The sequence below is a fragment of the Paraburkholderia piptadeniae genome (assembly GCF_900007165.1).
GTDB classification, from domain to species: Bacteria; Pseudomonadota; Gammaproteobacteria; order Burkholderiales; family Burkholderiaceae; genus Paraburkholderia; species Paraburkholderia piptadeniae.
This window is the reverse complement of the sequence record NZ_CYGY02000039.1, coordinates 1-25182: the sequence shown is the minus strand read 5'-3', so window position 1 is coordinate 25182 and position 25182 is coordinate 1. Positions and strand designations below refer to the sequence as shown.

At 60.9% G+C, this 25182-nt stretch carries 17 protein-coding genes; 4 read left to right on the top strand and 13 right to left on the bottom strand.

The annotated features are described in order from the left end of the window. Positions 1–37 precede the first annotated feature (37 nt). The 3 genes from arcC to arcA all read right to left on the bottom strand — a co-directional run bounded on the left by arcC (position 38) and on the right by arcA (position 3375). Complete coding sequence (gene arcC, locus BN2476_RS21455; protein ID WP_087736207.1) at positions 38–976, bottom strand: carbamate kinase; 939 nt, start codon at positions 974–976, stop codon at positions 38–40. 81 nt (positions 977–1057) lie between these two features. Further along, positions 1058–2068 (bottom strand): ornithine carbamoyltransferase, encoded by a 1011-nt coding sequence (locus tag BN2476_RS21450; protein WP_087736181.1) that lies wholly within the window; start codon positions 2066–2068, stop codon positions 1058–1060. Between the two features lie 53 nt (positions 2069–2121). Further along, positions 2122–3375: an arginine deiminase gene (gene arcA, locus BN2476_RS21445; protein ID WP_087736180.1), complete on the bottom strand. Its 1254-nt coding sequence runs from the start codon at positions 3373–3375 to the stop codon at positions 2122–2124. A gap of 889 nt (positions 3376–4264) precedes the next feature. Between arcA and speC the strand changes: the two genes are divergently transcribed. The 3 genes from speC to BN2476_RS21430 all read left to right on the top strand — a co-directional run bounded on the left by speC (position 4265) and on the right by BN2476_RS21430 (position 11307). Continuing rightward, positions 4265–6628, top strand: coding sequence for an ornithine decarboxylase (gene speC, locus BN2476_RS21440; protein ID WP_087736179.1), 2364 nt, complete (start codon positions 4265–4267; stop codon positions 6626–6628). 32 nt (positions 6629–6660) lie between these two features. Continuing rightward, positions 6661–8910 carry a putrescine-ornithine antiporter gene (potE, locus tag BN2476_RS21435; RefSeq protein ID WP_087736178.1) on the top strand — a complete coding sequence of 750 codons (2250 nt, stop codon included), beginning with the start codon at positions 6661–6663 and terminating at the stop codon, positions 8908–8910. An 81-nt stretch (positions 8911–8991) separates the two neighbouring features. Continuing rightward, complete coding sequence (locus tag BN2476_RS21430) at positions 8992–11307, top strand: Orn/Lys/Arg family decarboxylase (protein WP_087736177.1); 2316 nt, start codon at positions 8992–8994, stop codon at positions 11305–11307. Positions 11308–11365: 58 nt separating this feature from the next. On the opposite strand, the gene BN2476_RS21425 is transcribed toward BN2476_RS21430, so the two are convergent. The 4 genes from BN2476_RS21425 to BN2476_RS21410 form a co-directional block, all read right to left on the bottom strand. Further along, entirely contained in the window at positions 11366–11869 is a 504-nt protein-coding gene (locus BN2476_RS21425; protein ID WP_087736176.1) for a hypothetical protein, read from the bottom strand. Positions 11870–11989: 120 nt separating this feature from the next. Beyond that, entirely contained in the window at positions 11990–12868 is an 879-nt protein-coding gene (locus tag BN2476_RS21420; protein WP_087736175.1) for a hypothetical protein, read from the bottom strand. Positions 12869–12937: 69 nt separating this feature from the next. Beyond that, entirely contained in the window at positions 12938–13855 is a 918-nt protein-coding gene (locus tag BN2476_RS21415; RefSeq protein ID WP_087736174.1) for a DUF2950 domain-containing protein, read from the bottom strand. A gap of 12 nt (positions 13856–13867) precedes the next feature. Continuing rightward, the gene (locus BN2476_RS21410) at positions 13868–15262 is read right to left on the bottom strand and encodes a DUF3300 domain-containing protein (RefSeq protein WP_087736173.1); all 1395 of its coding nucleotides are present in this window, start codon (positions 15260–15262) and stop codon (positions 13868–13870) included. 528 nt (positions 15263–15790) lie between these two features. On the opposite strand from BN2476_RS21410, the gene BN2476_RS21405 reads away from it, so the two are divergent. After that, complete coding sequence (locus BN2476_RS21405; protein WP_235850920.1) at positions 15791–18193, top strand: mechanosensitive ion channel family protein; 2403 nt, start codon at positions 15791–15793, stop codon at positions 18191–18193. 146 nt (positions 18194–18339) lie between these two features. Here the strand turns inward: BN2476_RS21405 and BN2476_RS21400 are convergent, their stop codons facing one another. From BN2476_RS21400 to BN2476_RS21375, 6 genes are all read right to left on the bottom strand, one after another. Further along, positions 18340–19710, bottom strand: a complete 1371-nt coding sequence (locus tag BN2476_RS21400; RefSeq protein WP_087736172.1) for an MFS transporter — start codon at positions 19708–19710, stop codon at positions 18340–18342. 211 nt (positions 19711–19921) lie between these two features. Next, entirely contained in the window at positions 19922–21160 is a 1239-nt protein-coding gene (locus BN2476_RS21395; RefSeq protein ID WP_235850918.1) for a Zn-dependent hydrolase, read from the bottom strand. A 73-nt stretch (positions 21161–21233) separates the two neighbouring features. Further along, a complete protein-coding gene (locus BN2476_RS21390; protein ID WP_087736170.1) occupies positions 21234–21983 on the bottom strand; it encodes an amino acid ABC transporter ATP-binding protein in 750 nt (249 codons plus the stop codon). A gap of 2 nt (positions 21984–21985) precedes the next feature. Beyond that, a complete protein-coding gene (locus BN2476_RS21385; RefSeq protein ID WP_087736169.1) occupies positions 21986–22678 on the bottom strand; it encodes an amino acid ABC transporter permease in 693 nt (230 codons plus the stop codon). A gap of 2 nt (positions 22679–22680) precedes the next feature. Then, positions 22681–23376, bottom strand: coding sequence for an amino acid ABC transporter permease (locus BN2476_RS21380; RefSeq protein WP_087736168.1), 696 nt, complete (start codon positions 23374–23376; stop codon positions 22681–22683). A gap of 49 nt (positions 23377–23425) precedes the next feature. Continuing rightward, positions 23426–24271 carry an ABC transporter substrate-binding protein gene (locus tag BN2476_RS21375; RefSeq protein WP_087736167.1) on the bottom strand — a complete coding sequence of 282 codons (846 nt, stop codon included), beginning with the start codon at positions 24269–24271 and terminating at the stop codon, positions 23426–23428. Positions 24272–25182: the final 911 nt, after the last annotated feature.

The window sequence follows — 25182 nt, the reverse complement described above, 5'->3', positions numbered from 1 at the left end:
CGGGTCTCGTGAGTGCAGGCGAACACCACATGCCGCGTTACGCGAGCGGGTAGAACTCGATCCCGGGCTTGCGCACGCTGATCCGCGTACCCGCCGTGCCTTGCGTGATCGCGACGATATCGCGAAGCGCGCCGATCACGGCATCTTTGCCCGTCTTGCGTGCGAACTCGATGGCGGCCTGGACTTTGGGCCCCATCGACCCCGACGCAAAGCCCAGCTTCTCGAGTTCATCCGGATGCGCCTGGCCAATGCCTTTTTGCGTCGGCTTGCCCCAATCGACGTAGGCAGCGTTGACATCGGTCGCGATGATGAGGACGTCCGCCTCGAGTTCCTGTGCGAGCAACGCGGAGCACAGATCCTTGTCGATCACGGCTTCCACGCCGCGCAGCTTGCGGTTTTCGTCGTAGCACGTCGGGATGCCGCCGCCGCCCGCGCAGATGACGATGGTGCCCTTCTCCAGCAGCCATTTCACCGGACGGATTTCGAAGATGCGCTGCGGCCGCGGACTCGCGACCACGCGGCGATACTTGTCTCCATCCTCCGCAATGCTCCAGCCTTTTTCTTCCGCCAGCTTCTGCGCCTCTTCCTTCGAATACACGGGACCGATGGGCTTGGTCGGATGCTGGAACGCCGGGTCCGCGAGATCCACTTCGACTTGCGTCAGGATCGTCGCAAACGGGACTTCGAACGGCAGCAGATTGCCCAGTTCCTGTTCGATCAGATAGCCGATCATCCCTTCCGTCTGCGCACCGAGCACATCGAGCGGGTACGGCGATACGTCCTTGTAGGCCGCGCTTTGCAGCGCAAGCAAGCCGACCTGCGGACCATTGCCATGCGCGATCACGAGTTCATTGCCCTTCGCCACACTGGCGATCTGCGTGGCGGCAATCTTGACGTTCTCGCGCTGCTGGCTCTCCGTCATGGGCTGGCCGCGCTGCAACAGCGCATTGCCGCCCAGTGCGATGACGAGGCGCATAATGCGATCCTCCTGCGGAATGCCTGGCCGTGCGGCACGCGTGCACCGCACGGCGACGAACATGGGGCGAAACCGATACGGTCAGATATCGGCCAGAGTCGAGACGAGGATGGCCTTGATCGTATGCATCCGGTTCTCTGCCTGCTCGAATGCGATGTTGTAATCCGACTCGAACACGTCGTCCGTCACTTCGATCCCGTTCGCCAGGTCTGGATAACGCTCCGCAATCTGCTGGCCGACCTTGGTCTCGCAGTTGTGAAAGGCTGGCAGACAGTGCATGAAGCGGGTTCGCGGGTTGCCGGTCGACTCGATCAGCGCGCGGTTCACCTGATACGGCAACAACGCCTTGATCCTTTCGTCCCAGGCTTCGACCGGCTCGCCCATCGACACCCACACGTCGGTGTGAATGAAATCGACCATTTTCACTGCTTCTCTCGGATCTTCGGTAAGCGTGACGCGCGCGCCGCTTTCCTTTGCGAATTGCTGGCATGCAGCAACGTGCGACTCATGCGGCCATAGAGATTTCGGCGCTGCAACGCGCACGTCCATGCCGAGCTTGGCGCCGATCAGCAATAGTGAGTTGCCCATGTTGTTGCGCGCATCGCCGAGATACGCATAGCTGATGTCGTGCAGCGGCTTGTCGGAGTATTCGCGCATCGTCAGCACGTCGGCGAGCATCTGCGTCGGATGATATTCGTCCGTCAATCCGTTGAAGACCGGCACGGATGCGTAGCGCGCCAGTTCCTCGACGATTTCCTGACTGAATCCCCGGTACTCGATTGCGTCGAACATGCGGCCAAGCACACGCGCCGTATCCTTCATGCTCTCCTTGTGTCCGATTTGTGACGATGTCGGATCGATATACGTGACGTGCGCGCCCTGATCGTGCGCGGCGACTTCGAATGCACAGCGCGTTCGAGTGGATGTCTTTTCGAAGATCAATGCAATGTTCTTGCGCTGCAAATGCTGTTGCTCGGTGCCTGCGTATTTGGCGCGCTTGAGATCGCGCGACAGATCGAGCAGATAGCGCAGCTCGCGGCCGCTGTGATGCATGAGGCTGAGAAGACTGCGGTTTCGCAAATTGAAAGCCATGAGTTGTCTCCATCGACGGGTGGCTGAGCGTTGGCTCGACTCGGGCAAACGCCTCAGTAATCAACGGGATCGCGCGCAATCGGGCACGTCATGCAATGCCCGCCGCCGCGGCCGCGCCCAAGCTCGCTGGCCGCGATCGTGATCACTTCGATGCCCGCCTTGCGCAGCAGCGTGTTCGTGAACGTATTGCGGTCATAGCCAACGACGACGCCGGGCTCGATGCACACCATGTTGTTGCCGTCGTCCCATTGCTCGCGTTCCGCCGCGAACTGGTTCCCGCCCGTTTCGACCACGCGCAGTTCCTTCAGTCCCAACGCATCGCCCACCGCCTTGACGAAGGGCTTGTCTTCGCGCTGGATGCTCATGCCATAGGAACTCTTGTCGTCGGGCCTGATCGTGAACGTGATGATCTTTCCGACCACTTCCGGGAATATCGTCACGAGATCGCGGTCGCAGAAACTGAACACCGTGTCGAGGTGCATGGCTGCGCGCGACTTCGGCATGCCCGCGACCAGCACCTGTTCAGCCGCGCCTTTCTCGAACAGCGCCCGCGCGACCTGACCGATTGCCTGCCGCGATGTGCGTTCGCCCATGCCGATCAACACGGTGCCTTTGCCGACCGGCATCACGTCGCCGCCTTCCAGCGTCGATGCGCCGTGGTCCTTGTCGGGATCGCCGTACCAGGTCTCGAAGCTGGCGTTGGCGAACGTCGGGTGAAACCGGTAGATCGCGGCTTCGAGCAGCGTCTCTTGCCGTCTCGCAGGCCAATACATCGGATTGAGCGTCACGCCGCCATAGATCCAGCAAGTCGTGTCGCGCGTAAAGACCATGTTCGGCAACGGTGCAAGCAGGAAGCTGGAGTAATCCAGATATTCACGAAAGAGCTTGACGACGGGCGCATCGCTGCCGGGAATGTCGTCGAGCGAGACGCCGCCAATCAGAAATTCGGCAAGCTTGCGCGACTCCAGTTCGTTCATCCACGCGCGCACTTCGTTGCTTAGCCCTACGCCAACGCTATCGTCGGAAATCCTTCGGTCGAGTATCCATTTACGCGCTTCGGGATTGTCCAGCGTCTGCGTCAGGAGGTTGTGCACGTCGAGAACTTCTACCCCGCGCTCGCGCATCTTCGTTACAAAGTCGAAGTGATCCCGCTTGGCCTGGCTCACCCAGATGACATCGTCGAACAACAGCTCGTCGCAATTGCTTGGCGTCAAGCGTTGATGAGCCAGTCCGGGCGCAGAAACCATGACCATACGCAGCTTGCCAACCTCGGAGTAGGCTCCGAGCCTGGTGACCTCTGTATTCATCACTGTCTCCTATATGCGAATCAGAGCGTCTCGGCTTGCCGATTGCAACGGAAGCCCGCTTATCGACTTACTGCCTTCAGGCGAAAGACTGTTTGCGCGTGTTCATTGACAGAAAGTCATCACACCGGCGATGGAGCCATGCGGCTTCGATCTGCCGCTTTGCAACACGCGTGAAGTGACGTGCGGCCAGAATTTTATTTATGCGGCTTCATCTCGGCACGCGCGGACTCATATCAGGCAATGAACGAAAGCGAAAGCGCGCCTCGGAGATGCTCTGTCTAGTTGTTCTTACAGTTCCTACGGAAAAAACCGGCACGTCATCTGCAGATCATTCTGGTTGATAAAACCACATTGTTCAAGATTCTACGTGATCCGTATATCAGCTATTGCGAGTGTCGAATTGCACGACAGTAATTGAAAATATACGCGAGATATTTTCTAAAAAATGAATGACCAGACATCGATACTTGATGAAGCAGCGATACTCAACCAATGCAAATACGAATGGGATCTGCTTGATTCGCTATGCCAGGTTCTCGCGTAAACAAAAAAATTTGCAATAAGCGACAAGCTCGCCAACTATATACCTAGCACCTACGACGACTATATCGATGCACCTCTGGCAGCCCGCTTTCGGGCTCCAGTAACAGCCGGGAGAGACCCGCAGAAAGGTATCGCCACGCCGCCTTCTGCCAGATGACCACTGACATCCGGAAACCACGGTAGTCCCCGGTTGTGCGTTCTGCCTTCCTGTTACTTGTCGATCTGAATGAACAGTCGCATTGCCGAAAGTTGACGGTACATATTCCTGCGCCGGACGTCCGCTGACGTCCGGCGCATCGGCGTCAAATCAAGCTGATTCGCGAAGCCGGTTGAAGAAGGAGTGACCATGGTCCCTCGCCTTTTGAAGGCGCCCACCATCCCGATTCCCTTTCACAAGTTTCTGAAGGTAGTCGCGATCGTGGACCGAAATGACGCGCAAACGAGCGAGCTACTGGAGCAGATCACGACGGAGCACTTCCGCGTCGAAGTGACGGATAGCTTCACACGTGACGTCAATGAAGACGCCGACGTCGGCGCCTACATCGTCCTGATCGACGGCGCCCGCCTGGAAGCGGCGCGGAAACTCGCCGCTGCGGTGCGCTCGCTAGGCTTCCGGACGCCGCTCTGGGCACTCGCAAACTCGCACCATCTGTCGGATCTCGCGGTGACAGCGGGACTCGGCGAAGTCGACGGCTATATCTATCTCGGACAGCAAACGCCCGCCTTCTACGCCAAGCAGGTCATGGCGAGCCTCGTCAAATACGGCTTGAGCCTGTTGCCGCCGTTCTTCGGCGGACTCGTCGCGTACGATGCCGAGGCCAATATCGCATTCGACTGTCCGGGGCATCAGGGCGGGCAGTTCTATCGGAAGTCGCCGGCTGGACAGTTGTTCTTTAAGCATTTCGGCGAAAGCATCTTTCGCAATGATCTGTGCAATGCCGATGTCGATCTCGGCGATCTGCTGATACACGAAGGCGCGGCTGCGGAAGCGCAACGTCACGCCGCCGAAGTCTTCGGCGCGGATCAGACGTACTTCGTTCTGAATGGAACCAGCACATCCAACAAGATCGTGACGGGCGCCGTTCTCAAACGCGGCGATCTCGTTCTGTTCGACCGCAACAATCACAAGTCACTGCATCAGGGGGCTCTCGTTCAGGCCGGCGCGATTCCCATCTTCCTGCCGACTTCGCGCAACGCATTCGGGATGATCGGCGCGGTCGACTGGCAAGCCTGGAACGAAGACTATCTGCGCGAGCAGATCCGTAACAGCCCGCTGGTCAAGGACCCGGAACGCAGCCACGCGGAACGCCCGTTCCGGCTCGCATGCATTCAGCTCGCAACTTACGACGGGACGATCTACAACGTCCGCAAAGTCCTTGAGAAGATCGGCCATCTATGCGACTACGTGCTGTGGGATGAGGCGTGGATCGGCTACAACGCATTCCATCCGCTGTTCGACGATCACAGCCCGATGCGCCTGAAAGATCTGACACCGGAAATGCCCGGCCTCTTTTCGACCCAATCCGTTCATAAGCAGGGGGCCGGCTTTTCGCAGGCGTCGCAGATTCACAAGCGAGACGACCACATCCGGGGACAACAGCGTTACATCGAGCACAAGCGCTTCAACGAGTCGTTCCTCATTCACACAAGCACATCGCCTTTCTATCCGCTGTTCGCGTCGCTCGACGTCAACGCAAAAGTGCATGAAGGAAAAGCGGGCGAAGTGCTGTGGGACAGCTGTATCGAGCTTGGCATCGAGGCGCGCAAAAAATTCCGCCAGTTCGCCCGCCACTATCAGGAGACAGGCAAGACAGCACAGGAACAGTGGTTCTTCGATCCTTTCGTTCCCGACGTCGTCGATATCCGCAATTCTAATTTCATGGCGGACGCATCGAATATCGCGTGGGAAGACATTCCGACCGACGTCATCAAGCGCGAGCAGCAGTGCTGGGAATTCCGCCCGGAAGCGACCTGGCACGGCTATACCGGCTACGCCGACGGCTATGTGATGGCCGATCCGAACAAGCTGAATCTGCTGACGCCCGGAATCGACCGGAGCACAGGCGAGTACCTGAATTTCGGCGTGCCCGCGACGGTCGTGGCGAACTACCTGCGTGAAGAAGGAATCGTCCCCGAAAAGTGCGACCTGAACAGCATCCTCTTTCTGATGACGCCCGCAGAAGACGAAAGCAAGCTCAATACGCTGATAGCGCGGCTCGTCAAGTTCAAGAACCTGTGGGATCGCGATGCCTCGCTGGCTGAAGTGCTGCCTACGCTGTGCGCCGCGCATGGCGAACGCTACGAGGGCTACACGCTGCGGCGCGTGTGCAACGAAATGCACAACTTCTATCGCGAGGCGAACGTCAAGAATCTGCAGCGGCTGTGTTTCCGCGCGTCGAGCTTTCCGGAACTCGCGATGTCGCCGGAAGAAGCGTATGAGGCGCTCGTCGCAAACCGGGTCGAGTATGTGCCGCTCGACCGTGTCAAAAACCGCGTCTCCGCGACTCTGGCGCTCATCTATCCGCCAGGAATCGGTGTCGTGCTCCCCGGCGAGCGTTGGGATGACCGTGCCCAACCGATGCTGGATTACTTCATGGCGTTCCAGGAATCCTTCAATCGATTTCCGGGCTTCAATTATGAAGTTCAGGGCGTGTTCCAGGAACGCGAAGACGGTCGCATCCGCTTTTATACCTACGTGGTCAGTGAATAACCGACAAGGAAAGCCACTAAGGAGTGTGCGCCATGGCTGCTCAACCGAAGAAGATGAGCGTCGTGCAACTGACGTTCATCGTTACCGTAAACATGATGGGCTCGGGCATCATCATGCTGCCCACCAATATGGCGAAAGTCGGCGCCATTTCACTGCTGTCGTGGGTGGTGACGGCATTGGGCTCGATGGCGATCGCTTATGGCTTCGCGCAGGCGGGCATTCTCAACCAGCGCGCGGGCGGCATGGCGGCATACGCTGAAGACGCTTACGGAAAGCCCGGCTACTTTCAGGTGTTCTTCCTTTACTTCCTGTCGCTTGCGATTGCGAACGTCGCCGTCGCGAGTTCGGCGCTCGGCTATCTGGCTGCCTTCTTCCCCGTGCTGACCTCGTCGCCCGTCGCGACGTGCGTCGGCGTGATCGCGCTGTTGTGGCTCACCACGGTCGCGAACTTCGGCGGTCCGAAGCTGACGGGGCGCATCGGCTCCGTCACGGTCTGGGGCGTGATTCTGCCCGTCGGATTCGTGTCGATTGCCGGATGGTTCTGGTTTCACACCAGCACCTTTGCCGCTGCCTGGAACCCGCAAGGAATGCGGCTCATAGAAGGCATGGGCTCCAGCATCTCGCTTACGCTGTGGGCATTTCTCGGCATGGAATCGGCGGTGCAGAACTCGTCGGCCGTCGAGAATCCGAAGCGCGATGTGCCGCTCGCCTGCATGTTCGGGACGCTGGGCGCTGCAATCATCTACGTTCTTTCGACGACGGCTATCCAGGGCATCGTCCCCAATGCGGACCTCGCGAAATCGACGGGGCCGTTCGGTCTCGCTTTCGCGCACATGTTCAGCCCGGCGGTCGGTTCGATCGTGATGGCGCTCGCGGCGATGGCGTGCGTCGGCTCGCTGCTCGGCTGGCAGTTCACGCTCGCCCAGACCGCGAAAGACGCCGCCGACAGCAACATGTTCCCGCCGATCTTCAGCAAGGCCAGCCACAACGGCGCGCCGATCGCGGGCATGATCATCATGGGCATCGTGCAGTCGCTGATGGCGCTGTCGACGATTTCGCCCAACCTGTCCGAACAGTTCGCGGCGCTCGTCAATCTGGCCGTCGTGACGAACGTGGTGCCGTATATCGTGTCGCTATCCGCCCTCTTCGTCATGATGCGCGACGCGGGGACGGAACCTGCCGTCTATAGACGCAATGGTGTGGTCGCCGTCATCGCGATGGCGTACTCCGTCTACGCGCTCTACGCGTCCGGTAAGGACGCTGTGCTGGGCGGCATGTTGGTCATGGCGATCGGCTACGTCATCTATGGCTTCATCGCGCCACGGCTTTCGCTGCTGGGCGCGAAGGCGCGCAAGCCGGCAATCGCCGCCGCGAGCATCATCGCGTTCGCGGTGCTGTGCGCGCCGGCGCCGCGTCCCGCACACGCAGCCGGAGCGAGCGCCGTCCCGTCGGGCGCGCTCGCGCGGATCAAGCAATCGGGGAAGATCAACATCGGCTATGTCGACGTGGCCAGCCCGTTCGTGTACCGGGATAACGAAGGCCGCGCCGTGGGTTATCTCGCGGGCTTGTGCCAGGGCGTGGCGGAACAGATCAAAGGCGGACTGGGCCTTCCCGCGCTGACCGTCAACTGGACGCAGGTCTCATCCGACGACCGCTACCGCGCGCTGCAGGAACGCCGGATCGACCTGCTGTGCGGCGACGCTGAAACACTGACGGGCCGCAAGTTCATCAGCTATTCGGTGCCCGTCTATCCCGGCGGTATTGGCGCGCTGATGCGCGCCGACGCATCGCCCGGACTCAAGGCCATACTCAGCGGCGACACGCAGACCAACCGGCCGGTATGGCGCGCATCGCCAGCGGAGATTCTCAATGCGCAGACATTTTCGACCATCAAGGACTCGCCCACGCAGCGATGGCTAAATGACCGGATCAACGAGTTCAAGCTGACAGCGCACGTCGTCAACGTGTCGAGTTATGAAGAGGGTGTGCGGCAGGTGCTCGACCGCAAAACCAATGTCTTCTTCGCGGAGCGGCAGATTCTTCAGGATGCGGTCAAGCGGAGCACCGCGTCGGATAGCCTGTTGATCCTTCAGCGCCGCTTCACCGTTGTGCCCGTTTCGCTGGGCGTCGCGCGCGACGACGAAGACATGCGCCTTTTCGTCGACAGCGCGCTCAGCAAGATGTACGCATCGGGCGACTATCGCGGGCTTTTCGTGAAGTGGTTCGGCGAGCCGGATGAATACACGAAGAATTTCTATCGTCTTGCTGTCTTGCCCGAGTAAGTACCCGGGGCCCCGGCCTGGCGTCCGCTTTCATCGCGCGCCAGGCCGCTTGCTGTCAGAACGCGAACCAGGGGAGTGCACATGTCCGCCTCGTCCGAATCCATCTATCGCCGCCTTGGCATGAAAGCGTTGCTGGTTCATCACGAGGTCGATGCCCGCACGGCGAGTGGCCGCGCCGCCCAGTCGCTTGCAGCCGAACTGGAGGAGCGGCGCGTGCGGGTCGTGATAGCGACTTCGGCCGACGACGCCGTGTCGGTCATCCGGTCCGATCCGCTGATTCAATGTCTGCTGCTGGACTGGGAACTCGAAAGCGACGAAAGCCATCGACAGGCTCAGCGCGTGCTGGATGCGCAGCGGGTGCGCAGCGCGACCGTGCCGATTTTCCTGCTCGCGAGCCGCACGAGCGCATCGACCGTTCCCGTCGACGCGATGCAAAAGGCCGACGACTTCATCTGGATGCTGGAAGACACCACGGCGTTCATCGCGGGAAGAATCGTCGCGTCGATCGAGCGCTATCGCGAGACCGTGCTGCCGCCGATGTTCGCCGCACTGGCGCGCTTCTCGAAGGTATTCGAATACTCGTGGCATACGCCGGGTCATACGGGCGGCACGGCCTTCATGAAGTCGACGGTCGGACAGGCATTCTTCGAGTTCTTCGGCGAACAACTGTTCCGCTCGGACCTGTCGATTTCGGTCGGGGAACTCGGCTCGCTGCTCGACCACAGCGGCCCCATCGGCGAAAGCGAACGTTATGCGGCGAGAGTCTTCGGCTCGCATCGCACGTATCACGTGACGAATGGCTCGTCGATGTCGAATCGCGTGATCCTGATGGCGAGCGTGACACGCAATCAGATTGCGCTATGCGATCGCAACTGTCACAAGTCGTCCGAGCACGCGATGACGATGTCGGGCGCAATACCGACCTATCTCGTGCCCTCGCGCAATCACTACGGCATCATTGGTCCGATCATGCCCGAGCGGCTCACGGCCGCGGCTATTCGCCTTCTGATCGAACAGAACCCGCTCGTCAGGAATCGCGATGGCGTCGATCCCACGCCGGTTCATGCGCTCGTGACGAATTCGACGTATGACGGACTCTGCTACAACGTGACGCGACTGGAAGAACTGTTGGGCGAAAGCGTCGACCGGCTGCATTTCGACGAAGCCTGGTACGGGTATGCGCGCTTCAACCCGCTCTACAAGGACCGCTTTGCGATGCACGGCGACCCCGCCGATCATGACGCTTCGAAGCCGACGGTGTTCGCGACGCACTCGACGCACAAACTGCTCGCGGCGTTGTCGCAGGCATCGTTCATCCACATTCGCGACGGGCGCAATCCGATCGAGCACGCGCGCTTCAACGAAGCGTACATGATGCACGCATCGACCTCGCCGCAATACGCAATCATTGCATCGAACGATGTCAGCGCCGCGATGATGGACGGCCCCGGCGGCGAAGCGCTGACGGGAGACGCGATCCGCGAGGCAATCGCGTTTCGCCAGATGCTCGGCAGGCTTCATGCGCAGTTCGACGAGCAAAGCGACTGGTTCTTCAACGGCTGGCAACCCGAAATCGTCGTCAATCGCCACACCGGCCGGCGCACGCCTTTCCATGAAGCCGACGAAGAACTGCTCGCGACCGATCCGTCGTGCTGGGTCATGCATCCCAACGATGCGTGGCACGGCTTCGGGACCATCGAAGACGGCTACTGCATGCTCGATCCGATCAAGGTGTCGATCCTGACGCCCGGTGTTGCGCCGCAAGGCGGGCTGTTGCCCGTCGGCATTCCGGCATGTGTCGTGACGGCTTACCTGGATCGGCACGGCATCGTCGTCGAGAAAACGACTGATTTCACGATTCTGCTGCTGTTCTCGATCGGCATCACGAAGGGCAAATGGGGAACGCTCGTCAACACGCTGCTCGACTTCAAGAAAGACTATGACGCCAATCTCGCGCTCGATCAGGCATTGCCGGCTCTGGTCGCACGCTATCCGGAACGCTATAGCCGCCTCGGATTGCGCGATCTCTGCGATCTCATGTTCCGCGCGATGGGCGATCTGAAGACGACGGAGATGATGTCGCGCGGCTTCTCGACGCTTCCCGATCCGGAATACAGTCCGCAGGAGGCATTCGAGCTGCTCGTGCACAACCAGGTGGAAACGCTGGACCTGTCGCAAATGGCGGGCCGCACAGTGGCGAACGCGGTCGTGCCCTATCCGCCCGGAATTCCGCTGCTGATGCCCGGCGAGAATGCAGGCCCCGACGATGGCCCGTTGCTCGGTTACCTGAAGGCGCTCGAAAAATTCGACCTGCGCTTTCCGGGCTTCACTCACGATACGCACGGCGTCGAAGTCGAGGATGGAGTCTATCGAATCGCCTGCATACGGAAACCGTAGGGATTCGCCGCGCGCACGGCGAAGGGATCGGCCTTGGTCACGAGTTCTGGCGAACCAGCTAGAACATGCCGCGCCGATTCGGATCGCGCATTGGATCAGGCGACTTCTGCGTTTGCCGCACAACGCCCTGATCGTCGAAATAAAAGTTGAAGATCATGTAAAAGACGTTGCTTTCCTGATAGCGGTACGACCAGACCTCGCGCTTCATTAGCGGGAAATACGATGTCTCGAATGGGCGGCCAAAATTGACGAGTACATCGTCGCGTGTCCACTTGCCGACTTCGGCGCGATAGAACTCGCTTTCCTGAAGCACCTGGCGGGCGCTCACCATTCTTCCGGAAGCGTCGAAATCGGCTGCCGTCGTTGTCGTGCCCATCGGCTGGGTCGGCCACATCAAGCGCTTGCCGCCATCGGGAAGATTGTAGGTTTCCTTCGGCGGTCCCAGGCGGGCAATCACCGTCGACTGGTCCGCGCCTGCTTGCAATTGCTGATAAGGCTGCGCGCAGCCGAGCAGCGCCGATGTCAACGCAAAAAATAGTACGAGTGCGGCCCGGTTATTCATCACCTTTCTCCCGCAGTGACAGTTCATCGCAGCCGGAGCGACCGCGAATTCCTTGTTAGCGACGCAAGATTCGAAGACACGAGCGGCCCGCGGCATCGAGGCGCCTACGGTTGGCATGTGCTACGGCGCATCCGCGCTGCCTGGCTGTGACGCCGCGCGCAAAGGCGTGGCGGTGCCCGGCGCGTCCGGTTGCTCACGGGATGAAGCATCACGCCCGCTGTTCGGCATGATGGTCCGAAGCAGAACGAAATCCCGTTCGGGGTCGGGCATCGCGATGATCGCGTGCAACGTCACTCTCGTCGCCCAGCATGCGTCCGACGGCGTCGCCATCGATGGATTCGACGTGTATGACGCGAATCGCGCCAGGTTCGTCTGATCGCCGTGAAGTTCCGCGACGAGCGTGCGCGTCAGTTGCCGCTCGGCGGCGGCGTACTGTTGCGGCGTCGGACTGGGGACGGGCGCATTCGACGCATCGCTGAGCAGAACCTTGAAGAGAAGATTGAAGTACTGGTCGACGTCGGAATCCGTCATCTCGCGCAGCGAGACCTGATTCATCACCGCGCGCATGTTGGAAAGACCAAAGCAGTTGACGGGGACGAGCTCGTCGAGGAACTTCGTCACGAGCTGCACGTACTTCAGTCGGTCCGGCGGTGCGAGACGGACGAGTCCTTGCGACATCAGGTCCTCGCGTGCGGCAGGATCGAGAAAGATCTGCCCGACGCTTTGCGCTCCACCAGCGATGCCCGCCGCGATGACGGGGTCATCGCGGATCTTCTCCACCCATGCGACGATGATGCGAGCCTTGTTCGAATCCGGGTCGATGCCATGCCTGAAAAACAAGGCATCCAGATCGGCCTGTCCCGAGTCGGCACTTGCCGCCGCAGCGGGATCGACAGGCGGCGGACGTGCGTCCGGATTGCTGCGTATCGCGGCACTGGCCAACGCCGTTGCCGCCAGTGCGATGATCAGCGTCGCGGCGTGAGAGGCGGAACGTCTCATGTTGCCTCGCGGTACTGAAGCGCAATACGCGTCTGTTCGCCCGTGAACGTCCGCACCCAGGCCGGGACGTCAGGGCTGCACCTTCGTCCAGGCGGGTCCGGGATCGAACGACGACATGGCCTTCGCCTTCGATGCGCCATCCGGGCCGAGATCGCTTTCATAGACCTGCCCGGCGTGACTGACCATGAAGCTCTTGATCCCCGTCTCTCCGTACCGGGCTGGCCATGCAATGACGGCAAAGCCGCCGAACAGCTTGCCATGCGCGACGTAGTCGTATGCGCCGCCAGGCGCATGCGGGCCTTGCGACGTCAGCAGCCTGTAGTGGTAGCCGTGATAGCCGGCGTCCTCGGCATTACGCGCGCTCGCCTGAACGAAGGCCGGTCCGAGCGGGCTCGGTGGCGCGTCCGGTGGCGTAGGCCAGTACAGACCGTCGTGCTTCCCCGGTGAGCTCGACATCTTCGACGCATACGTCAGCAGGCCCACGCCGTCGTGATCGGTAAGCGCGTACTCGCGCTGCGCGTCGTAGATCGCAAGCATCGTCTGGATGACGGCGAGCTCGTCTCGGCCGATACGGCGCAAGCGCATTTCCTCCGCGCCCGCTCGCATGTCGAAGTGCCATCCGTTGCCGCTCTTCACGAGCGGAATCGGGAAGGTCCAGCCGTCGTTACCCACTGCAATGTGCGCATGGCCGTTATCCGTCTGCTCGATCTGATGCGACTTGCCCCATTCGTCGAGGAAGCGGCTGCGTATTTCGGCGCCGACGGGCGGAATCAGATCGCGAAAGTTGCGTCCAAAAATGGATTGCAGCGTGGCCTCCTCGTTGTTGCTGATGGCCTCGCCGAACGCGTTCATCGCGGCATCGGGAGTGCTGAAGTCCTTCTCCGCATGCGCGAACGGCACGACGCCCAAACACAGCGCCAGCGCGACGGCGACAGCGCTCGGCGCCTGCTCTGGCAAGCCCAGCCGAAATCGTGACGATGCTTTCATGCTCGCGTCTCCCTAGCGTCTTCCGCCACGTCCGCCGCCGCCCGCGCGCATGCCGCCGCCGCTTGGTCGATTGAAGCCCGAGCCCTGCGTGCTGGAGCGTCCCCGGTCATAACTGCGCTGCGTCGCGCCGCCTGCGCCTACGCCCTGAAATGCGTTGTCGCGGCCGCCGCTGAAACCGCCGCCACCGCCGCCCGCGCGATCGCTGGCACGCGAGACGTCGCCCGTGCCCGCGCGGTTCGAGCCGCCGCCGAAATCGCCGCCGGCCGATCTGTCCGCAACGCCCGCGCCGCCGCCCGCGCGATTGCCGGCATTCGACCTGTCCGCCACCGATGCGCGATTGCCCGCGTTGGACCTGTCCGCGGTCGCGGCACGGTTGCCTGCGTTGGCTCTGTCCGCCGTCCCCGCGCGATTGCCTGCGCCCGCCCGGTCGGCTGTATTGACGCGCCCGCCTGCGCCCGTATCGCGACCGCGGAAATCGTTGCGCCCCTCGGCGCCGCCGACGTTGCGCGCGTACTTGTCGCGGGTCGCATTGTCACGATAGGCCACGCCCTGGCGATGGCTCCCATCGTGCTGCCAGCGCCCGCCCTCGACCTTGGTGCGGTCGAAATTGCGGTTGATGTTCGCGGCTTTGTTGACGTTGATATTGACGTCGCCGCCGCCCCAGTTGCAATTGCTGAAAATCGCGCCGGCGGCAGCGAGCCCGATCCCCCACGCGAACCCCGTCATCAGCGCTTGGCCCGGATAGTACGCCGGGTACGGCGGCCAATAGGTCGGCGGATAGGCGGGGTAACTCCACGATCCATACACGACGGTCGGGTTATAGGCCGGCACGTAAATCACCTGCGGATTCGCCGGTTCGATCTTCACGATCGTTTGCCCGCCGCCGGCGGGAGGCGGTTCGACGACCACGTTCTGCTGCTCGTTCGACTTGAGGTTGCCCGAGTCCTTTGCGCGGGCGCGCAAGCGCTGAACGGCGGCGAACACGTCTTTTTGCTGCGCGAGAAACGCGTCGCCGAGCTTCTGGGTCCAGTCGAGCTTGTCGTTCATCGGCTCGAGAATTTGCGGGAACGCGACCAGCGATTTCACACTGGTATCCCACGGCTCGTTTTCGACGGCCTTGACGGCGGCGTCCCCTTTGACTTTCGGATTAGCCTTCACCCAGCGCGCCGCATGCACGATTTCCAGCGGATACGTCGATGCCATCAGTACCTGCGCGAGCACGGAATCCGGATAGAGCGCAATCGGCGCGACGAGCGCTTCGAGTTCTTCAGGCTTGAACGACGCGGGCTGTGGCGATTCCGGTTGCGATTGCGTTTGGGCGCGCGCAGCTCCCGCTCCCAACGTCAGCGCGACAAGCAGAAGCCACAGGCACGAGACCTTGGCTCGTCGCTGGTTCCACAGGGACATGGCCGCTCCTTCAGACGGTATGACAGGGGTCCCGACTAATCGGCCCTGTCTGGACTGATGGCAATTGCAAATGGGTTTGCAGCGGATTTGCGGCGTCGACTCAATATGATGTTAGAACATTCGTTGCGTTATGGATGCAAATACTCGGCGCACTGAAGCAACGAATAATGGCTGTGATTGTTGCGTTTGATAAAACTTACTCCTCTCTTGTCGCCATCTCATGGCAGCGTCGATGAAGAATGGCACGGCGGCATCTAATGAGCTAATCTTTGCGCGGGACTTTGAAGGGTATCGTTTCTGGCGATCGAATCGCACCATCGTCGGTCTGACTACCCGGCACTCAACCAGGGGGACCTTTTGAAGGGATCTCCATGAACGCGTTCATGCGGCGCGAAGCCAGCCATGCTCTCGTCGCCGCCGAATAATCTCGCGCTTCTCGCTGCCGGCTCGCGCGCTCCGAAGGTACGCACTGTCGCAGAACGTGCGATGCGCCGCGCTCACGCATGGCTGGTCGCAACAGGCATTGTCATGCTGTTGGCGACATCGATGGTCCCCGCTGCCGCCGGACCTCTGCCCGCCGGGTTGCAGAGCATCCTCAACACCGCGAAGGGAGCATCGGCACAACCCGCCTCAGCGGCACAGGCCGCATCCGCCGCTGCGCCCGCCAGTCAGGCGGAAATGACGCGCTCGCTAAACAACCTGATCGGCACGCTCGACAACGATACCCAACGCAAAGCGCTCGTCGAGCAATTGAAGGGACTTCGCGATGCCACGCAAGGTGTCGCGCCCGTGCCGCGCGCGCAGACCAATAGTGATCTGCTCGGCGCGATTGCGTCGGGCATCGCATCGGTGGAAACGAATCTGAACGGCGGCGGGACACCGCTTCATTTCTGGGCGGCCCGGTCCAGCGGGGCGGCTAGTGATCTGCGAGCGATTTTTATAGGGTCAAGGGGCGAAACATTCGTCGAGGTTCTGGTTGGCATGGCCTCGACGCTTGCGGGATGGGGCGCATGTGCCGGCTTGCTGATCTATCTGCAGCGGTGCGTCCTCGCGCGCCATGGTCAGGATCTCGCGCTGGAGCCGAACCCGACGTCGATTGGCCTGCTGATCTTTGCGTTGCGGCAGTCAGGGCCGTGGATCATCGCCTTCATTGCGGTACTGGTGTTCGTGCGGGGAATGCCTGATGCGCTTGGCCGCACGCTAGGGCTCGTGATTGCGTACGCGATCGTCGCGGGTTCGATTTTTTCGGTGATATGCCTGATCGTATTTTCCGTGTTCAACACGGCGCACCGGCGTGTCGCCGTACACCGGCTGCTGGCTCGCAGCCTCCGGCCGCTCTTCGCAATAGGCGCGTGCGCGGCGCTCGGCGACGCGGCAGCCAACACTGACGTCACGCATCTTCTCGGCGCGAACCTTGCGGGGCTCATATCGAGCCTCGCAAATCTGGCCGCGGCCATTTTGTGCGGATTCTTCGCGGTTGCCTACCGGCGTCCCGTCACGCATCTGATCCGCAACCGCCCTTATTCGCGAAGGCGTGACCACAAGCTCGCCACTGAAGCGCTCGATATCCTCGCATCGCTGTGGCACATCCCGATTCTGCTGATCGCGATAGCTTCCGTCGTCGCGATCATCGACGGGCGCGGCGAAGAAGGGAACGTGTTGAGGCCGTCGCTGCTCAGTGCGCTGTTGCTCGTCCTCACGCTGTTCGTCTCGGCGCTGCTGCTGCATCTGACGCGTCGACGCGAGACCCGCGCACAGCGCCGCGCGCCTCATCTGATGCGGCTCTTGCGCTTCGCGAGCACGCTGCTCGTCCTCCTGATGTGGCTCGCGTACATTCGGTTCGAAATGGAACTGTGGAGCGGACCGATTGCACGGCTGATCAAGCACAGCGCGATGACGCCCGGATTCAGGCATGCGCTCATTGCAGTCGTCGCGACGGTCTTCGGCGCGTGGTTCATGTGGATTCTGATCGACACTGTGATTCTCGAAGCACTGGGCCCGAGCAGTTCACGCCACAAGGCGCTCGATCCCGGCGTGCGCGCACGCACGATGTTGCCGCTCGTGCGCAACGCGATCTTCGTGACGGTTGCAAGCCTTGCTGCCGTCATTGCCGCCGCCAGCCTGGGCATCAACCTGACTCCGTTGCTCGCGGGTGCAGGCGTGATCGGGCTTGCGGTCGGCTTCGGGGCAAAATCGCTCGTCACTGACCTGATCACGGGACTCTTCATCATCATCGAGGAGACGATCTCGGTGGGCGACTGGATCGACGTCGACGGCGGCCACGCGGGTACTGTGATGGATCTGACGATCCGCACGGTCCGGCTGCGCGACGGACAAGGCGCGGTTCATACCATCCCGTTTTCGCAGATCAAGATCGTGAAGAACCTGTCGCGTGACTTCGCCAATGCGATATTCGAAGTGCGGGTTCCCTTCTCCGCGGACATGGATGAAGTGACACGCCTGATCGCGGCAGTCGGCGCCGATCTGATCGAGGATTTTCGCTTTCGCAACGAAATACTCGGACCGGTCGAAGTGTGGGGGCTCGACCGCTTCGACGCCAATTGCATCGTCGTGAAAGGACAGATCAAGACGCGGCCGCTTCAGCAGTGGAGCGTTGCGCGTGCTTTCAACGCGCGGCTCAAGCTCAAGATGGACGCGGCCGGCATCGAGATCCCTCTGCCGCAAATGCAGCTTCACACATCGCCGAACGAGCGCAACGTTTGGCCGCAGACTGACGATCTCACTCATCGCGAGAACCGACAGGCAATGGAGACGGGCAATGTAGCCCGACGCAGTCCGGACATCGCTGTGCCACAGGAGCTTCGCGTGCGGAAGGAGGCGACGCTCGCCGAGTCGCCTGCCGGCCAGACGGCTTCTACGTCGTCGACAGGCTCCGCTGGCGACGATAGCGTCCATAAGCGAGGCAAGTGACGGCTCATGTAGCGCTCTGGGAATGCGGCCTGTCGTCGCGCCTCGATTGTCAGGTCACGCGTTGCCTGCGACTCCTGTCCACGCCTGTCGGCGCGCGTCGTCGTGACGACAACGCGCGCCCATCGATGCGCCGGTCAGTGTGCCGATCAATGCGCCGGCCTTGCGTGTCCGTGGTCGTCCATCATGCGCCCTTCGTCATATTCGCGCGAGATGTCCTTGTTCGTGTAATCGCCCATTCGCCAGGAGGCGACGAGGCTGAACAGCGCGCACACCAGGATGTAGCCCGCAATGGCATAGCCCGAGTGGTAGTACGCGAAAAGCGCGGTCGCAATCAGTGGCGCGGGACCGCCCGCAATCACGGAAGCCAGCTGATAACCTAGCGACGCGCCGCTATAGCGCAGACGCCCAGTGAAGGACTCCGCGATCAACGCCGCCTGCGGACCGTACATCATCGAATGCGGCACCAGCGAGAGCACGATGGCCACGAAGATCCACACCGGGTCCTTCGTGTCGACCATGGCGAAATAGACAAAGCCGAATATCCCGGCCGCGGCGGCGCCGATCATATACATCCGCCGCCGCCCGATGAGATCCGAGATGTGACCGAAGAACGGAATGGTGAAGAACTCCAGAACGGAAGCCGCTAGCACAGCCGTGAGCAGCATGTCGCGCGTCGCGCCCAGCGTCCTGACGCCATAGGTGAAGACGAAGGCGGTGAAGATATAGAAAGGCGCCTGCTCGGCCATCCGTGCAAAAGCGGAAAGCAAAATATCTTTCGGCTGTTTGCGCAGTACTTCGAGCATCGGCGCTTTCTCGATCTTCTGCTCAGAGAGGAGCTTCGCGAAGATCGGTGTTTCGAGAATATTCAAGCGGATGTACAGGCCGATCGCGACCAGCACGATGCTGAGGAAGAACGGCACTCGCCAGCCCCACGCGAGGAACGCGTTGCCCGACATCTGGCTCAACGCGAGCACGGCGAGGTTGGCGATGAACAGTCCCGCCGGCACGCCGAATTGCGGCCACGAAGCGACGAAGCCGCGATGCGAGTTGGTACGCGCCCACTCCATCGACATCAGGACCGAGCCGCCCCATTCGCCGCCGACGCCCACACCCTGGATGAAGCGCAGCACCGTCAGAATGACGGCGCCCCAGATGCCGATCGTCGCGTAGGTAGGGACGAATGCAACGGCGAACGTCGCGAGCCCCATCAGCAAGAGCGTGACGATCAGCGTGGCCTTGCGTCCAATGCGATCGCCGTAGTGGCCGAAAATGGCTGCGCCGACCGGCCTCGCGATAAAGCCGACGGCATAGATGAGAAACGCTTGTAGCGTACCGACAAGCGGGTCGGACTCCGGAAAATACAGCTTCGCGAAAACCAGGCCGGTGACGATGCTATAGAGGAAGAAGTCGTACCATTCGATCGTCGTGCCAATCGTGCTGGCAATCACGGCGCGGCGTAGCTGACGCCGATAGTCTTCAGCGGTAAGGGGCATGGCCCCTTGTTGCGTGGCAGCCATTTCGACCCCCTAAAAAGGGCAACATCCTTTATTGACATTGGGTCAATTGAGAGGTTCCGAAATGGATCACAACATGAGTGATTCCGATCTGCTCGCAATACCTTAATGGTTACTACCAGGCAACGTAATTCTGCCTCAAATCAGGCATTTTTCGACGAATTAGATAGGTGAACCTGGAAGATGAATAATCGGATGAACCGGCAACCATCTTTCAGCTTTGCCGTTCCCATAGGTCCTGAAGAATAGCGACGGCCGCGTTCGCTGCGACCTGACAGCCCAGCACAATATGTTCCTCGGCCGTATCTTCGATGAAATCGTGACTGACTCCGCCGATGCTGGGCACGAATAGCATGCACGCCGGCAGATGATGCGCGAGCACCTGGGCATCGTGGGAAGCGCCGCTCGGCATGCGCTCCCAGTGCCCCGGCGCGAGTGCCTCGGCGGCACTTGCGAGATGCTGCTGAAGCGCGCTGTCCATGACGACAGGCTCTTCCGGCTGATCGCACGCGATGATTTCAACCGTCACCTTGTGTGCCGCGTTGAACTCGCTGACGAGCGTCGCGAGCGCAGCCTCCATTGCATTGAGCCGCTGCGCGTTTGCATCGCGGAACTGCAGGTACATTTCGGCCTGGCCCGGTACGACGCTGAACGAGCCGGGGTCGAGATCGATACGCCCTACCGTCCAGACCGTGTCGGCATCGGCGAGCGTGCTGAACGCTTCGTCCATCCGCGCGATGAACGAGACGAGAGCCGCGCCGGCATCGCGGCGAATCGACATCGGCGTGGTACCGGCGTGATTGCGCTGCCCCTTGAAGCGCAGCCTCAACTCGCGTATGCCGACGATAGTGGTCACGACGCCAATCGACTTGCCAGCGGCTTCCAGCCGTCCGCCCTGTTCGATGTGCGGCTCCAGGTAGGCTTTGTGCCGGCTCTTGTCGACGCGCACACGCGGCGTGCCGTCGAGCCCGGCGTTAGCCAGTGCGTCGCGCAGCAGCAGCCCTTCCCGATCCCTCGCGTTGAGAATCGACTCGTCGACGGGCTCCCCGACAAAACTGCGGCTGCCGAGAAAGGACGAGAATGTGCCTTCTTCATCCATCCACGACGCGACATCCACGGCCAGATGATGGGTCGCATCGCTTTCCGCCAGCGCGCGAGCGATCTCGATTCCGTAGATCACGCCCAACGCGCCGTCGAGCCAGCCGCCCGTCGGCTGCGTGTCGGTATGGGAGCCGATCAGCAGCGCCGGTCCGCTCTTTGAAGAACGGCCGAATACCGTCCCCACGCCATCGATGACTGCATTCAGGCCCGCGTCCGTCATCCGGTCGGCGAGCCAGCGACGCGACTGCATATCGACGGGCGACAGCGCGAGACGCACGACTCCAGGCCCCGTTGCGCCAAAACTGCGAAGCTGCTTGAGGTCGTTCAACAAGCGGTCTGCGTTGATCTTCAACTCTGCGATTCCTCTTTCCTGTACATTCGGTGAAGCTACATCGTAACCTGCGCGTGCGCCGCCTCTCTTCATGCTAGGTAGTGACAGCGCTCGCCCATGGCGAGCGGATATCCGACAGGAAACGTTGCGCGCGCGGATGCTCGGGCCGCTGGAAGAAGCTGTCGGGCGAAGCGCGCTCGAGCACTTTGCCCAGGTCCATGAAGAGCACACGGTCCGCCACCTCGCGCGCGAAGCCCATTTCGTGCGTGACGCACACCATTGTCATGCCGTCGCGAGCGAGGTCTTTCATCACCAGCAACACCTCGTTCACCATTTCGGGGTCGAGCGCCGAAGTCGGTTCGTCGAACAGCATGACGGGCGGTTTCATCGCGAGCGCGCGAGCAATCGCGACGCGTTGCTGCTGTCCACCCGAGAGCTGGCCCGGATACGTGTTCGCCTTGTGCGGCAAACCCACGCGCTCCAGCAAGCTCATTGCGAACTCGCGAGCATCCTTCTGCGACATGCGCTTCAGACGCACAGGCGCGAGCATGCAGTTCTGCAATACCGTCAGATGCGGGAAGAGGTTGAATTGCTGGAACACGAAGCCGATTCCCGAGCGCAGCGCATTCACGTCGATTCCGCGCGCATGCACGTCCTGACCGTTCACGACGATGCGGCCATTCTGGATCGGTTCGAGCCGGTTCAGCGTGCGAATCAGAGTGGACTTGCCGGAGCCCGACGGCCCGCACACCACCACGACCTCGCCTTTCGCAACGGTCTCGCTGACGTCCACGAGTGCCTGATATTCGCCATACCACTTGTTGACGTTTTCGATCTCGATCATGTTCACACCTTTGCTGGCAAGCGCGACGCAAGCCGCCTTTCGAGCAGATACGCGCAACGGGTCAGCCCGAAGCACATCACGAAGTAGCTGAATGCGAGCAGCAGATAGATCTGTGCCGATTGCGTCAGCGCCTGGGTACTGATCTGCCCGGCAACGAAGGACACTTCCGGCAGACTGATGATGTAGCCGAGCGATGTCTCCTTGATGGTCGAGACCAGCTGGTTCACGAGCGACGGCAGCATGTTGCGCAACGCTTGCGGCAGGATGACGAACGCCATCGCCTGCATATACGACAGGCCGAGCGAGCGTGAGCTTTCCATCTGCCCTTTAGGCAATGCCTGAATACCTGCCCGCACGATTTCGGCGAGATACGCACCGTCGAAAACGACCAGTGCCGTGAGCATCGTGCTGAACTGATTCGTGCGATGACCGGTGAGCGTCGGCAGCAGAAAGTACGCCCAGAAAATGACCATTAGCAGCGGCGTGCCGCGCACGCCATAGACGAGCGCGGTGGCAGGCCAGCGCAGCACGCGAAATGGGCTGATGCGGCACAGTCCGAAGACGATGCCCACGGGCAGCGCCAGCACAAGGCCTGCGGACGCGAGCATCAGCGTGAGTACGAGTCCCCCGAGCGGCCCATTCGGATACTGGCCCACCAGGTAGTACATGCCGTAAGTCTGGAGTATGTCGATCATCGCTACATGCTCCGTACGGGATACCGCTGCTGATACCACGCAGAGAACAGCGTAATGGCGATCGACACCGTCAGATACGCGGCCGTCGCCACGCCAAACGACTCGAAGCCCCGGAAGGTCGCGCTTTCGACCTGCTGCGCCTGGTACATCAATTCAGCTACGCCGATCACCATCGCGATACTCGAGTTCTTCCACAGATTGAGCGTCTGGTTGACGAGTGGCGGAACCGTGACCCGCAACGATTGCGGCAATACCACGAGCCGCATCGCCTGCAGAAAGCCGAAACCGAGCGCGCGGCTCGCCTCGAGTTGCTCCTTCGGAATCGAGCGAATTCCGCTGCGAATGTCTTCGGCCATGTACGCCGATGTGTAGAGAACCAGTGCGATCAATGCGCTAGCCGCCTCATAGTTCTTGTTGTAGAGCCATGTTTTGATCACGAGCGGCAGCAGTTCCGGAGCGCCGAAGTACCAGAACAACATGTGCGCAAGCAACGGAACGTTTCTGATCGCTTCGACGTACGCCTGACCGATCCCGCGAATGAACGCAATGGGAGCGAGGCGCGTCAACGCGACGACGATGCCGAGCGGAAGCGAGAATGCAAAGGCAAGCACGGACAGCTTGATCGACATCAGGAAGCCGCTGACGAGCCATTCGCCATATTGCCCCGAAAGCAGCGCCGACAGATTGAATGTAGGCATGAAGTTTCTGGCCGCCCGTCGTCGGAGCGGGCGGCAGCCATAGTTGGAGTTAGTCGATCTTGTCGGTTGCGATCTTGAACGTGCGCGGCGGGAAGTTCATCTTCGTGCCGGGACCGAACCACTTGTTGAACTCTTGCTGCGCCTGGCCATCCGATTCCATGCCGAGCAGCACCTTGTTCACCTGCTCGCGGAATGCGGGCTCGTTCTTGCGGATACCCAGTGCGATGTGTTCCGTCGAGATGTTCTGCGTCACCAGCGTGTAGTCTTTCCCCGCCGGGCCGAGCTTCGCGAGGTTGCCGACCAGCGTCGTCTCGTCGTTCACATAGGCCACGCCCTTGCCCTGCTGGAGCGCGAGCAGCGCCTGAGGGCTGGTGTCGAACGACACGACATCCGCGTTCTTGATCGTCTTCGCGATGTTGGTCTCCATCGTCGAGCCTTTAACCGTCAACACCTTCTTGCCATCGAGTTGAGCGAGGGTCGTAATGCCGCTGTCCTTCCTGACCATCGCCTTTTGGCCCGTGATGAAGGTCGACACCGAGAAGTCGATTTGCGCTTCGCGCTCCTTGTTATGCGTGAGCGAAGCGGCGAGCAGATCGACGCGGCCCTGCTGCAGTTCAGGAATGCGCGCGGCCACGGCCAGCTGCTTGAGAACCGGCTTGACACCGATGCTCTTTGCCACGGCATTGCACATGTCCACGTCATAGCCAACGATCTCGCGGCTCATCGGGTCCTTCATGAAGCTGAAAGGCTCGTCCGTGCCCAGCACGCCGCATACGAGCTCGCCGCGCTGCTTGATGTCCGCAAGCTGATCGGCCTTCGCAGCGAGCGTCGTGATCGACAGCACCGACAATGCGGCAACCTGTGCAACGACGCGAAGTGTGTTGATGCGTTTCATGGAATCTCCTCTTTTTGGTTGTACAACTAATCAGTTTTCGTTGACGTCGCGAGCCGAAGCATACGACATTCGCATCCCGCAGCCTGAGCGGTTGCCGGTTCGAATGGCGTGAGGGGGTACTGCGGTGAACTGCTTACTTGCGAACCTTCGCGACAGCGGAATAGCCGCCGCCGTCAGCCGGACGCATGAAAAAAGAAAAGATCGGAAAGGGCACTGGCCTTTGAAAAGAACAGCCCCTCTGCTGGCGTGCTGAGTGCTTCGAAAACGCGGGCCAATGTATTCATCTCGGGCAATCGTGACTCTGCTTGTAGTGTTGCTTACCGCGCCTGTGTTATTCCGCTTGTGCGTCCCGCTTTCTTGTTCCCATCCGCAACTATGTTACGGAGCCGATATGGGAATTTGTTTCTAAAGAACTCGCCGATTCTTTGAAAAAATAGACTGTGGTTTTTGATTCTAGCCGATCCGAAAATATTTATTTCAAGCTCAGGGTAATCCCTGACGTTGTCGACATCCCGTTCACAGGTGTCGTTTTCCGCCGTTTTCTGGACGCGTGAGCGAAGGCCTCGCTGCAAGCGCGACAGCACACTCTCCTTGACACATGAACTTGCCGGGTGTCGCGCTGGCCTGCATGGTTGTCCGCGGCTTTCGACACGGCTGCATGCCAACGCCCGCTCGCGCCATCGACATCCCACCCGGCCTCGCGCCCAATCAGCATCCGTCCGATCGGACACTTCTTCCGTCCGGCGGATTTGCAGCGCCATTCCAGGAGTGCGTCAATTGAGACCTTTGCAAGAGAGCATCGCGGGAACCCATTCGGCAGCCTTGCCCCTCACCCTCGACGACATCACGGTCGTCGACAACACCCTTCTCAAGCGTGCCGTCGGCGCGATGGCGCCCGCCAACGCGATCGC

Coding starts and splice junctions, on each gene's coding strand:
- arcC (WP_087736207.1), bottom strand. CDS start 976: ATGCGCCTCGTCATCGCACTGGGCGGCAATGCGCTGTTGCAGCGCGGC.
- BN2476_RS21450 (WP_087736181.1), bottom strand. CDS start 2,068: ATGGCTTTCAATTTGCGAAACCGCAGTCTTCTCAGCCTCATGCATCAC.
- arcA (WP_087736180.1), bottom strand. CDS start 3,375: ATGAATACAGAGGTCACCAGGCTCGGAGCCTACTCCGAGGTTGGCAAG.
- speC (WP_087736179.1), top strand. CDS start 4,265: ATGGTCCCTCGCCTTTTGAAGGCGCCCACCATCCCGATTCCCTTTCAC.
- potE (WP_087736178.1), top strand. CDS start 6,661: ATGGCTGCTCAACCGAAGAAGATGAGCGTCGTGCAACTGACGTTCATC.
- BN2476_RS21430 (WP_087736177.1), top strand. CDS start 8,992: ATGTCCGCCTCGTCCGAATCCATCTATCGCCGCCTTGGCATGAAAGCG.
- BN2476_RS21425 (WP_087736176.1), bottom strand. CDS start 11,869: ATGAATAACCGGGCCGCACTCGTACTATTTTTTGCGTTGACATCGGCG.
- BN2476_RS21420 (WP_087736175.1), bottom strand. CDS start 12,868: ATGAGACGTTCCGCCTCTCACGCCGCGACGCTGATCATCGCACTGGCG.
- BN2476_RS21415 (WP_087736174.1), bottom strand. CDS start 13,855: ATGAAAGCATCGTCACGATTTCGGCTGGGCTTGCCAGAGCAGGCGCCG.
- BN2476_RS21410 (WP_087736173.1), bottom strand. CDS start 15,262: ATGTCCCTGTGGAACCAGCGACGAGCCAAGGTCTCGTGCCTGTGGCTT.
- BN2476_RS21405 (WP_235850920.1), top strand. CDS start 15,791: ATGCTGTTGGCGACATCGATGGTCCCCGCTGCCGCCGGACCTCTGCCC.
- BN2476_RS21400 (WP_087736172.1), bottom strand. CDS start 19,710: ATGGCTGCCACGCAACAAGGGGCCATGCCCCTTACCGCTGAAGACTAT.
- BN2476_RS21390 (WP_087736170.1), bottom strand. CDS start 21,983: ATGATCGAGATCGAAAACGTCAACAAGTGGTATGGCGAATATCAGGCA.
- BN2476_RS21385 (WP_087736169.1), bottom strand. CDS start 22,678: ATGATCGACATACTCCAGACTTACGGCATGTACTACCTGGTGGGCCAG.
- BN2476_RS21380 (WP_087736168.1), bottom strand. CDS start 23,376: ATGCCTACATTCAATCTGTCGGCGCTGCTTTCGGGGCAATATGGCGAA.
- BN2476_RS21375 (WP_087736167.1), bottom strand. CDS start 24,271: ATGAAACGCATCAACACACTTCGCGTCGTTGCACAGGTTGCCGCATTG.